This window comes from Acinetobacter sp. YH01008, from assembly GCF_013420435.1.
In the GTDB taxonomy this organism is placed as follows: Bacteria; Pseudomonadota; Gammaproteobacteria; order Pseudomonadales; family Moraxellaceae; genus Acinetobacter; species Acinetobacter pseudolwoffii.
In genome coordinates this window covers 83,542-95,497 of sequence record NZ_VOYD01000010.1, presented here as the reverse complement: position 1 = coordinate 95,497, position 11,956 = coordinate 83,542, and the positions used below count along the sequence as shown (strand labels likewise).

The 11,956-nt window shown below is 42.9% G+C and carries 6 protein-coding genes; 3 read left to right on the top strand and 3 right to left on the bottom strand.

Features of this window, described 5'->3' with window-relative positions; genetic code table 11:
* Positions 1-354: 354 nt before the first annotated feature.
* Positions 355-4,041: a methionine synthase gene (gene metH / locus FTT75_RS07925; RefSeq protein WP_180186210.1), complete on the bottom strand. Its 3,687-nt coding sequence runs from the start codon at positions 4,039-4,041 to the stop codon at positions 355-357.
* Between the two features lie 533 nt (positions 4,042-4,574).
* Here metH and FTT75_RS07920 point away from each other — a divergent pair.
* Positions 4,575-6,194 (top strand): inorganic phosphate transporter, encoded by a 1,620-nt coding sequence (locus FTT75_RS07920; RefSeq protein WP_005096235.1) that lies wholly within the window; start codon positions 4,575-4,577, stop codon positions 6,192-6,194.
* Positions 6,195-6,343: 149 nt separating this feature from the next.
* On the opposite strand, the gene FTT75_RS07915 is transcribed toward FTT75_RS07920, so the two are convergent.
* Positions 6,344-7,885 carry a hypothetical protein gene (locus FTT75_RS07915; RefSeq protein WP_180186209.1) on the bottom strand — a complete coding sequence of 514 codons (1,542 nt, stop codon included), beginning with the start codon at positions 7,883-7,885 and terminating at the stop codon, positions 6,344-6,346.
* 219 nt (positions 7,886-8,104) lie between these two features.
* A complete protein-coding gene (locus tag FTT75_RS07910) occupies positions 8,105-8,722 on the bottom strand; it encodes a rhomboid family intramembrane serine protease (RefSeq protein WP_005096237.1) in 618 nt (205 codons plus the stop codon).
* A 159-nt stretch (positions 8,723-8,881) separates the two neighbouring features.
* Here FTT75_RS07910 and nfuA point away from each other — a divergent pair, with 159 nt between their 5' ends.
* Both nfuA and FTT75_RS07900 read left to right on the top strand, forming a co-directional pair.
* Positions 8,882-9,520, top strand: a complete 639-nt coding sequence (gene nfuA, locus FTT75_RS07905) for a Fe-S biogenesis protein NfuA (RefSeq protein ID WP_180186208.1) — start codon at positions 8,882-8,884, stop codon at positions 9,518-9,520.
* Between the two features lie 193 nt (positions 9,521-9,713).
* The gene (locus tag FTT75_RS07900; RefSeq protein ID WP_180186207.1) at positions 9,714-11,783 is read left to right on the top strand and encodes a TonB-dependent receptor domain-containing protein; all 2,070 of its coding nucleotides are present in this window, start codon (positions 9,714-9,716) and stop codon (positions 11,781-11,783) included.
* Positions 11,784-11,956 lie beyond the last annotated feature (173 nt).

The window sequence follows — 11,956 nt, the reverse complement described above, 5'->3', positions numbered from 1 at the left end:
CTCGGTTAATTAAGGCTCGGTTATAGGATGACCAATTGGTTGTACGGTAGATTTTAGAGGCAGGCTTATTCATTTTGAAATTATATTGCTGAATAAGCTTTTGATGCTAGGTTTGTGCAACAAAGCCGTTTTAATGGTTTAGTATAGTTTAATTTACGTGATTTTTTAATCCCTCCCAACATCTCTTTAAAAATGGGAGGAGCTGTCACGTAATGAATTTGATACGTGAAAGTCCCTCTTTTTTAAAGAGGGATTTAGGGAGATTAATAACAAAAAAAACCCTCACTTGAGGGGATTTTTTATATTCGACACGAATGGATTCTTCCCCCTTTGGAAAAGGGGGATTGAGGGGGATTACACCACTGAATCATCCAAATTCGGCGCTAACCAACGTTTCGCTTCATCCAGCGTCCAACCTTTACGCTTCGCATAATCTTCCAATTGGTCGCCAGAGATTTTACCCACGTTAAAGTATTCAGTTTCAGGATTTGCATAATAGAAACCGCTGACTGATGAAGGTGGCCACATTGCAAAACTAGAGGTTAAGTAAGTTCCAATCTTGTCAGTTGTAGCTAACCAGTCAAAGAGTGGCGCTTTTTCAGAATGTTCAGGACACGCAGGGTAACCCGGTGCGGGACGAATACCGACATACTTCTCTTTAATCAAATCTTCATTCGACAATTGTTCATCTGCTTGGTAGCCCCAAAATTCTTTACGGATACGCTGGTGCAAATGTTCAGCAAATGCTTCCGCAAAACGGTCACCTAAAGCCTGCGCCATAATTGCAGAATAATCATCGCCTTTGGCTTTGTATTCTTGCGACAGCTCTTCCGCACCAAAGATTGAAACTGTAAAACCACCCAAATAATCCTGAGCCACATCTTTCTGTGCAATAAAGTCCGCCAAAGAATAGTTGGCTTTGCCTGTCACTTTATCCGACTGCTGACGTAGATGTTCAAAAGTATGGGTCACATTGCCATTTTCATCTGCCACAGCAACAGTGTCGCTTGCCACACGGTTGGCAGGATAAATGCTGAAGGTGGTACGCGCATCGAAACGTTTATTCTCGATGATATCTTTCAGCATAATTTGTGCTTGTTCAAACAAGTCACGTGCTGCTTCGCCCACTACTTCATCTTCCAGGATTTTCGGGAATTTACCCGCCAGACTCCAAGAAATAAAGAACGGTGTCCAGTCAAAATATTCCACCAAGGTTTCAAGTGGATAATTGGTGAAAGTTTCCGAACCAATGAAGTTAGGTTTTACTGGAGTGTGTGCACCAAAATCAATTTTAAAGCCATTTTCAATTGATTTTGCATAAGACAGTTTGGCGGCTTTCGGCTGCTTATTGGCTAAACGTGTACGGATTTTTTCATAATCCGCCGCATAGTCCGTTGCCAGTTTTGGTTTCATCTCGGCAGAAAGCAATTGTGTTGCCACACCCACGGCACGTGAAGCATCAGCTGTGTAGTACACACCATCATTTTGATATTGCGGTGAAATCTTTACAGCGGTGTGGGCTTTAGAGGTGGTTGCACCACCAATCATCAATGGAATATTAAAGCCTTTACGCTGCATTTCTTTGGCAACAAAGACCATTTCGTCCAGAGACGGTGTAATCAAACCAGACAAACCGATAATATCGACTTTTTCATCAATTGCGGTTTGCAGGATTTTCTCGCACGGCACCATCACGCCCAGATCCACGATGTCATAACCGTTACAGCCCAGCACCACGCCGACAATGTTCTTACCGATGTCGTGTACGTCACCTTTTACCGTCGCGAGCAGGATTTTACCTTTGGCTTCAGCTTGGGTTTTCTCAGCTTCAATAAACGGATTCAGCCAAGCCACTGCCTGCTTCATCACACGCGCAGATTTTACCACCTGCGGCAAGAACATTTTACCGGCACCAAACAGGTCGCCAACCACGTTCATACCTGCCATCAATGGGCCTTCAATCACATCCAGTGGACGGGTTGATTTTAAACGGGCTTCTTCAGTGTCTTGGTCAATATACGTCGTGATGCCTTTGACCAGTGCATATTCAAGACGTTTTTCAACAGATTCATTACGCCATTCCAGGTTTTCTTCGGCTTTTTGCGTACCACTTTGACCACGATATTTTTCAGCGACAGCCAGCAGCCGTTCTGTTGCATCCTGACCACTTTCGCCTTGATTCTGGTTTTGAACCACATCTTCAACGGCAGCTTTTAATTCTTTATCAATGTCATCATAAATCGCCATTTGACCGGCATTCACAATCCCCATGGTCATGCCTTTTTGAATGGCATGGTACAAGAACACTGAGTGAATCGCTTCACGTACTGGCTCATTACCACGGAATGAGAACGAGACGTTAGAGACACCACCTGAAATCATGGCATGGGGTAGATTTTCTTTAATCCAGCCAGTCGCTTCAATGAAATCAACCGCATAGTTATTATGTTCTACAATCCCTGTCGCAATCGCAAACACGTTCGGGTCAAAGATAATATCTTCAGCAGGGAAGCCCACTTCATTGACCAGCACATCATAAGAGCGCTTACAGATCTCTTTTTTACGTGCTGCTGTATCGGCCTGACCATCTTCATCAAATGCCATCACAATCACTGCTGCACCGTACTGACGGCACAGGCGGGCACGTTCGACAAATTCGTCATAACCTTCTTTTAAGGAAATCGAGTTCACCACGGCTTTACCTTGCACGCATTTCAAACCTGCTTCGATAATCTCCCATTTAGAAGAATCGAGCATGATCGGCACACGTGAAATATCCGGCTCAGACGCAATCAGATTCAGGAAGTGCACCATGGCACCTTGTGAATCCAGCATGCCTTCATCCATGTTGATATCGATAATTTGTGCACCGGCTTCAACCTGCTGACGGGCAACATCGAGTGCTTCGGCGAAGTTTTCTTCACGAATCAGACGCAGGAATTTTTTCGAACCGGTGACGTTGGTACGCTCGCCGACGTTCACAAACAATGAATCCTGGGTGATGTTAAATGGTTCTAAACCGCTTAAACGACAGGCAGGCGCAATCTCAGGAATTTGACGCGGGCTAATGCCTTCCACTGCTTGTGCAATTGCGCGGATGTGATCCGGTGTGGTACCACAGCAACCACCGGTAATATTGATCAGACCGCTTTCCGCAAATTCTTTAATGAAAGCTGCAGTTTCTTCCGGTGTTTCATCATATCCACCGAAGGCATTTGGCAAGCCAGCGTTAGGATGTGCTGAAACAAAAGTATCCGCTACATCCGATACGGTTTTGACGTGTGGACGCATCGCATCTGCACCAAGCGCACAGTTAAAACCAATCGAGATCGGTTCTGCATGACGCATCGAGTTCCAGAACGCTTCTGCGGTTTGACCGGTTAAGGTACGGCCAGATGCATCGGTAATGGTGCCTGAAATCATGATTGGCAGTTCATAGCCCAGTTCTTTAAAGACTTCTTTCACCGCAAAGATCGCAGCTTTGGCATTTAAAGTATCGAATACGGTTTCAATCAGGATGATGTCGACACCACCTTCAATCAGCGCTTTGGTTGATTCAATATAATCCACTTTTAAGGCATCAAAAGTGATGTTGCGGAAGGCTGGATCGTTGACGTTTGGAGAAATAGACGTGGTACGTGATGTCGGACCAATCACACCTGCCACAAAACGTGGTTTTTCTGGGGTTGAATATTTGGCACAGGCTTCTTTGGCCAGACGCGCGGCTTCACGGTTAATCTCGGGAACCAGATCTTGCATATGATAGTCAGACATCGAAACCCGCGTACCGTTAAAGGTATTGGTTTCAATAATGTCGGCGCCAGCTTCCAAGTAAGCTTCATGAATACCTTGAATGATTTGTGGTTGTGTCAAAACGAGCAGGTCGTTATTGCCTTTCAGATCATAAGCCCAATCAGCAAAACGCTCGCCACGGTAATCGGCTTCTTCCAGTTTATGGCGCTGGATCATGGTACCCATCGCACCATCGATAATTAAAATTTTCTTGGCAAGAAGTTCTTTTAAGGTGGCAAGTGTCGACATTCAAACTTTCTCAGTAGAAATCAAAAAACATCGGCCATATTAGCAGAATTAATGCTTGAATTCTGCGCCTCCTTTCTCAGAATGATGGATATACATGATATGAAAATTTGATAAGTCAGTTAGAACAAGACAGGTTTTTGTTATCCGGTCTATGAAGTATTCAACTTTAAAATGGGATCTGGCTAAAACTGGCAAAAATATATTTGAAAAATTAAGCTGATGCTTTTATTCATGAAATTGTCATATTTATTGACTATGCTCTGTACATAGAAATTATTGTCATCTTAAGCGTAGAGGGAGTTTCAAAGCTTTAAGCGCAAAAACAGGACACGTTTTTGAGTTCTGAAAAGCTGGAATTTTATCTTAAGTTGATGATTTATTGAATCAAACAGCAGTGTTTTACTCGGGATTAAACAGGACGAACAGCAGTAAGAAAATCTAAATTATTGCTTCATATGACAGCAGTTTGTCATATAATTGTCACAATTTAACTGAACAATAGGGGAATTCTTGAATCCTCTATTCCTGCTTGCATGAATCCTAATCAAACTCCCATAGATTCAGCACACGAGTCGGCTTCGCACAAGTCGACCAATGTTCACGTGCCGACACCAAAATTCTTTATGCCAGTTTTTCTAACTGTCATTATCTCTACTCTTATTTATATCGGTTTTCAATTGTCTGCCGATTTAGCGCATGTTCCTGCACTGGGTTTATATTCAATTATTCTCCTGGCGACGGCATTGTTTATTGCGCTGGGCTTTGAATTCGTCAATGGCTTCCACGATACTGCCAATGCGGTTGCCACGGTCATTTATACCAATGCACTTTCTGCGCCTGTCGCTGTAATGTGGGCCGGTTTCTGTAACTTCCTTGGGGTTATGGTGGCCAGTGGTGCGGTGGCTTACGGTATTATTGCACTGTTACCTGTTGAGCTGATCATGAATGTCGGCTCCGGAGCAGGTTTTGCCATGGTGTTTGCCATGCTGATCGCTGCGATTGTCTGGAACCTGGGAACATGGTTTCTTGGTATTCCTGCATCAAGCTCACATACCCTGATCGGTTCGATTCTGGGAGTGGGTATCATGAACTACATTCTGCACGCGAGCAGCGGTGCATCGGGTATAGACATGGAGCAGGTGATGAAAGTCGGTAAGGCGCTGTTATTTTCGCCTTTAATCGGTTTTGCATTTGCCGCTGTGCTGTTCTTGCTGGTGAAAAAAATCTTCAAGAAACAGGTGGAGCTGTTCCAGCCACCTGAAGGTAATAAACCGCCACCCCCTTTAATTCGTGCCATTTTGATCTTTACCTGTACCGGTGTCAGCTTTGCGCACGGTTCAAATGATGGTCAAAAAGGCATGGGGCTGATCATGTTGATTTTAATTGGCTGTGTACCAATGGCGTACTCACTCAACAAAAACTTAGATCAACAGCATATCCAGACTTTTGGTCAATTGTCTGCGCAAACGGCCAATGCGATTTATCCAGACCATGCGGATATTGAAGATGAAAAAGCGCGTCAGATCATCACGACTTATATCCAAACCAAAGAAATCACCCCTGAAGTGGTGCCTGCATTGGCGAGCCTCACAGATCATTTAGGTGAAAAAGTCGGTAGCTATAGCAGCATTAGGGAAGTGCCTGAAGCACAGGTTTCAGAATTCCGGAATGACATGTACTTAAGTACCACAGCTTTCAAGCGTTTGGACAAAGCAGAAGCTTTACCTGCAATGACGGCTGAACAGGACAAAACGGTAGATCAATACCGTGACAGTCTGGATTCATTCTTGCAATACATCCCGACCTGGGTGAAAGTGGCCGTTGCTCTGGCGCTGGGTCTGGGTACTATGGTTGGCTGGAAGCGTATTGTGGTGACAGTCGGTGAGCGTATTGGTAAGCAGCATATGACCTATGGTCAGGGTATGTCTGCTGAACTGGTGGCGATGTCGACCATTGCGGCTGCGGATGGTTTCGGGATGCCGGTATCGACCACTCATGTATTGAACTCTGCGGTTGCAGGTACCATGGTGGCGAATAAGTCAGGTCTGAACTTCCAGATGGTGAAAACCATTCTGTCTGCCTGGGTTTTCACTTTACCCGCCACAATTTGTTTATCAGGTACTTTGTACTGGTTGTTACTTAAAGTTTTCTAATATTATTAGATAAGTAAAAAACGCTGCTTTTGCAGCGTTTTTTTATGAAGTTTTTTAAAATCCTCTCCCTTGGAGAGGGTTGGAGAGGGGGAGAATTTTGAATAAAAATAATATTGACTCTAGGAGAAGGGTAGAGTGAAGGAAATAAATTACTTCTTAAGCTTACTCAATAATCCCTTGGGTAACTTCTCTGTCGCAAAACCATATAGGGCAGCAAAAGGTAATGCAGTTCGCGCCAGATAAGCCACTCGCCACAAGCCACCATGATTGGCGCCATGCATCATCAATTCCAGTGGATGATTCAGCTTTACTTCAGGATTGGCCACAGAGGTAGCATTACGCAGATCATGAATCCACAGGGCTGCCATCAGTGCATTTGTGGTTTCAGGTGCAAAAGCTTCGACATCAAACAGACTGGCACCGTTGAACGCGGCTTTTAATAGCGGATTCTTGGTGACTGAATACGTGGTTGTAGATGGAGCGATATTGATGCTGACACGTTGACCCTGAGCGCGAGCTAAGGTAGCACGCCATTGCTGAATGCGTTTGGCCAGTGCATAGTTTGGACCTTGTTCTACCACCAGACAGTCACAAATCCCATAAGACTGGTCACCAGATTGAATCAGCTCATGCGCATTTTTCTGAAAAAAGTGTTTGCGGCTTATAGTCGATACACCTTTGGAAAAGAGTGTTTGTGCTTTCGAGCGCTCCGCATATTTCACTTTTGATGCTTCAATCACTTCACTTGGAACCGCATAGACATCGGTCGGGGTACACATATACATCAGGCTGGTATTGGCTTTTTGTTCGCTGACATATTTCATGATGGCATCCATCGCCATCGAAACACGGACATGCTTCTCGCCATCCAGATAGGCAATTGCGGCCAGATCCAGATCCGGCTCAAACTGTAATAGCCATTTAGCAATCTCGGGAATCTGAGTCAAAAGATTGGCACCGAGTTTTTCTTTTAGAACATCGTCAGGCGTATCTTCTGCAAGTGCTTCAGTACAGGGTGCATACAGCGTGGCATTGCCTTGGCTGATGGTATCGACAATCTTGCCCCAGACCCGGGTGCTGGGCAGGTCAATCGCCACAATATTGGCTTTCCATTTTGCCAGCCAGGTCAAAGGGCCAGCTTCAGATGCAGCACCAAACAGCACCATGGTTCGATCTGACAAATCAAACCATTCTGGGCGCGCCACACATTCACGCAGGGCATTGGCATGGCTGCTTTCCATAATACCTTGGTTTTCCCAACGTTCAATCTGCTCCAATAAGGCATAGCCTTGCAGCTTCTGGCCGTGGTAGGGCACATACCATTCTGGTGCAGCCTGACTGCTTCCCGTCAATTTAAAGCTATGTAGTTGATCGGCGGGCAAGGTAAGGGCATCTTTCAGTAAATGCTTCTGGCCATCACGGTAAAATTCAAAGGTCTGATGCGCCTGTGCCAGACCATCTTCAGCAATTTTCAGGCTGGCTTCAGGCGAGCTTAGCCCTTGCTCGACCAGTTGCTTAAAATGCACGGTATATTGTTTGCGCCAGTTTTTTTCTGATTGTGCCTGTGCAGCACTGTGCTGATTCACATTGGCCAAAGCTGCTGCGATGATCGCGCGTCCTGTTTTTGAGCTACTTGGTTTTTGTTGATTGGACTGAAGCGGAAATTGAAGACCGTCTGGTGTAGTGGACATGCAAAATATCTCGTAAATGACAGTAATTAATATACAGATGTATACATTATCGCTGCAAAATTCACTCCAAGATTGGCAATAAGTGACATCATGACTTTTTAATATATTACGAGATGTTTCAAATAAATAAGAGAGCCATGGCTCTCTTATTTATTTTTAGCGGAAATATCAGACTTATCTTATATGTAGCCTTATTTCTCTAGCCTTCAATAACCCTGATTAAAACGGAACCTGCATCAGTTTATTCAGGAAATGCGGAATCAGGCGTGGCTCCAGAATAATGGTCATGATCACGCCGTAGGCTGCTCCCCACAAATGCGCGCTATGATTAATGTTGCTATTGCCTTTTTTGCCTGACCAGATGCTATAAGCCACATAGAGCACGGCAAAAATAATTGCAGGAACCGGTATAAAGAACACAAAAATCAGCTTCCACGGCTCAAACAGAATATAGGCAAACAGCACCGCAGAAACTGCACCTGATGCACCAAGGCTGGCCCAGCGCGGATTATTTTTATGGGTCAGATAACTTGGAATAATAGCTGCAATCAGACCGCCCAGATAGAACAGAATAAAACCCAGATCATATAAATACTGACGATAAAAGCTCTCGATCACACTGCCAAAAAAGAACAGGGTAATCATATTGAATAGCAGGTGAGTTCCATCGGCGTGAATAAAACCATGGCTAATAAAGCGGTCATATTGTCCACGTTGCAGTGCCGGTGGCCAGAAAATCAGGCGATTCATCACCGTCTCTTTAGAGAAGGCAATAAAGGACACAATACAGGTGATCAGAATAATGGTAACGGTGTGATTAAAAGGTAAATCAAGCATATAAAGTAATTCTAATGGTGCCTATTTGCCAATTATCATGCCATTAAAATTGCACTAAAGTTGTACTTTTATAATAAATCCGACAATTTTAGTTGATTTTTAAAAATTCCCCCCGATCTTCAGTTAAAATAGCCGTCTGAGCTTGAGGAAATTATTGTTATGTCGACTGAGAACAGCAGCACTCCAGTTGTTGGTGAAATTCCCAACTTATTGATTACACCAACAGCACAAGAGTATTTAAAGGATTTACTGGATAAACAGAACACCCCGGGTATTGGTGTGCGTGTTTTTGTAGAACATCCGGGTACTCCTCGCGCTGAATGTTGCATGGCCTATAGTGCACCTGATGAAGTTGTGCCGACAGATTATAAGCAGGAATATCCTGAGTTCCCTGCTTTTATCGACTCGCCATCTATTCCGTATTTACTTGATGCCGTGATTGACTACAACAAAGACCGTTTTGGTGGTCAGCTGACCTTCCGTGCACCGAACTCTAAAGTGCCACGTGTGGGGCCAGATGCATCGGTAGAAGAGCATATTACCTATGTATTGCAGTCTGAAATTAACCCGGGTCTGGCAGGGCATGGCGGTAACTGTGCACTGGTTGAAGTCAAAGAAGACCCAGAGCATGGCTTAACAGCGGTGCTTAAATTTGGCGGTGGTTGCCAGGGTTGTTCAGCGATTGATATCACCTTGAAACAAGGGGTAGAAACCACGCTAAAGCAGCATATTCCTGAATTGATGCATGTCGTTGATGAAACGGATCATAGCCAATCTGAAGGTGCGTATATGAAATAAGCTGTTCTATAGAACAGTTCATTTATCGCATTCTAAAAAACCTCGAACTTTCGAGGTTTTTTTATATCTGGCTTTAAGTTTAATGAATGTTAATGATAATAATTATCAATAGTAATTGCATTTGTGGAAATCCCTGTTACACTTCGCAACCGAATAAACATGATCTCTTCATAACTCTTAGGGCGCGCAAGGTATGAATAAGCCATTCTTAAAAACAACTTTGGCATTTGCTGTAGTTTCAGCAATGGCTGTAAATGTGCAGGCGAAAGAAAATATTGCGTTGGAAAATGAAGCAGTACAGCAGGCAGCATCAACAAAATTACAACCGATTGTGGTCACTACAGCAGGAGGATATGAACAAAATATTGCGGATGCACCTGCTTCAATTTCAGTCATTACGGCAGAAGAATTACAAAAAAAATCATATACAGATGTCATTGATGCTGTAAAAAATATGCCAGGTGTATCCGTTCAAGGTGGCGGAAATAACAAAGAAATTACCATTCGAGGTATGGGCGCAGCTTATACAAAGTACCTTGTTGATGGCAGACCAGTAAGTGCGGGTAGAGCAGTTAATGGCAATGGTACAGACGGTGGGAAAATTGGTGCATATTTACCACCAATTGACATGATTGAACGAGTAGAAGTCGTGCGTGGCCCAATGTCATCACTTTATGGTTCAGATGCCATGGGTGGTGTGATCAACATCATCACTAAAAAAGCATCTTCTAGTCATTGGCATGGAAGTATTTCTCCTGAATATACGAAATCTGATAATGATTACGCAAATGATAGCTATGGCGTGAGCATGTATGTCACAGGTCCATTAATTAAAGATAAATTATCTTTAAGTCTAGATGGTAATTTCCAAGGCAATGATGAAAGTGACTATATTGGTGGAGAAGGGCAAAAATCTGGTTCAAGTGAATCTGAGAAGAAAGTGAGAAAGCTTGGTACTGAACTAGTTTGGAATGTCGATGAACATAACGACATTGGTTTGAGATATGACTATATGGGTCAACAGTACACAACAACACTGGGTAAAAGTGTGGGTGTTGCAACTCAAGCATCAATTAATGAAAACGAAAAAAATCTATATACCTTAACGCATAAAGCACGCTACGATAATTTTACCCTCGATTCGTATTATCAAGATGAAACGACTAAAAAAGTTTATAGTGGTGCTGTCGCCGACAAAAAAAATGAAGAACTAAAAGTCTTTAATACACAAGGTTCTTTTTTCTTGGGCAATCATGCTTTAACAGTGGGTGGCCAATATCAAAAAGAAAAAATTACCGATACTACTAATGGTTTAGCCAGTATTACAGGGGTGACGGCTCTCGATCGATGGTTATTTGCTTTATACGCAGAAAATGAGTGGAGTCTTACCGATAATTTCGCTTTAACTGTGGGCGCTCGCTACAATAAAGACGAATATTTTGGTGGTGAAATTACACCGCGTGTCTATGGTGTTTATCATTTAACTGATACTTTCACCTTAAAAGGTGGCGTAAGTACAGGCTATAAACAACCAACGATTAGCCAAATTTCAGAAGGATTTGGTAGCAGAACCGGAAAAGGCAGTGCTGTGATCATTGGTAATCCTGATTTGTCTCCAGAGAAAAGCACCAACTATGAATTTGGATTTAACTATTCAGCCCCTGAGCTTGGTTTAACGAGCAGTTTAATGGTCTTTAAATCTGATTTTAAAGACAAAATTGTAGAAGATCGTTTATGTGAAACACCGGGGACCGATAATAGTTCTCCTGTTGAACTATGGAAATGTTCTGCAAATGGCAAGCCATATCGATTTGTAAGCCAAATGAAGAACGTTTCTGAAGCGGAAATGAAAGGTGCTGAATTCACTTTAGATTATGATTTACTTGATAATTTTCATGCGAGTACAAGTTATACCTATACAAAATCTGAGCAAAAAAGTGGTGAATTTAAAGGTCAGCCTTTAAATAAAATGCCAAAACATATGCTAAACATCGGTCTTGATTATGAGGTTTCAGATACTTGGAATACTTGGATGGACTATAATTATCGTGGCAAAACAAGTGATTATTTAAGCCGTACTGCTATGGATAATGGAACACCAGGATATGGTACTTTTGATGCAGGTGCCGTATTTAAAGCAACTGATAAATTAAGTCTTATGGCTGGTATTTACAATATTGCCAATAAAGAAATTACCAATGGTGACCATGATATTGTACTTGATGGACGTCGTTACACTGTTGGTATGAATATCAAATTCTAATTTATCGTGAATAAAAAAGCCGCCTTAAGCGGCTTTTTTTATGCCTTTTTAAGCTCCTATCAGAAATCATGATGAAAATAACAATAAATGCTAATGATAATAATTATCAATATTAATTGCATTTGTGGAAATCCCTGTTACACTTCGCAACCGAATAAACATGATCTCTTCAT

Coding starts and splice junctions, on each gene's coding strand:
- metH (WP_180186210.1), bottom strand. CDS start 4,041: ATGTCGACACTTGCCACCTTAAAAGAACTTCTTGCCAAGAAAATTTTA.
- FTT75_RS07920 (WP_005096235.1), top strand. CDS start 4,575: ATGAATCCTAATCAAACTCCCATAGATTCAGCACACGAGTCGGCTTCG.
- FTT75_RS07915 (WP_180186209.1), bottom strand. CDS start 7,885: ATGTCCACTACACCAGACGGTCTTCAATTTCCGCTTCAGTCCAATCAA.
- FTT75_RS07910 (WP_005096237.1), bottom strand. CDS start 8,722: ATGCTTGATTTACCTTTTAATCACACCGTTACCATTATTCTGATCACC.
- nfuA (WP_180186208.1), top strand. CDS start 8,882: ATGTCGACTGAGAACAGCAGCACTCCAGTTGTTGGTGAAATTCCCAAC.
- FTT75_RS07900 (WP_180186207.1), top strand. CDS start 9,714: ATGAATAAGCCATTCTTAAAAACAACTTTGGCATTTGCTGTAGTTTCA.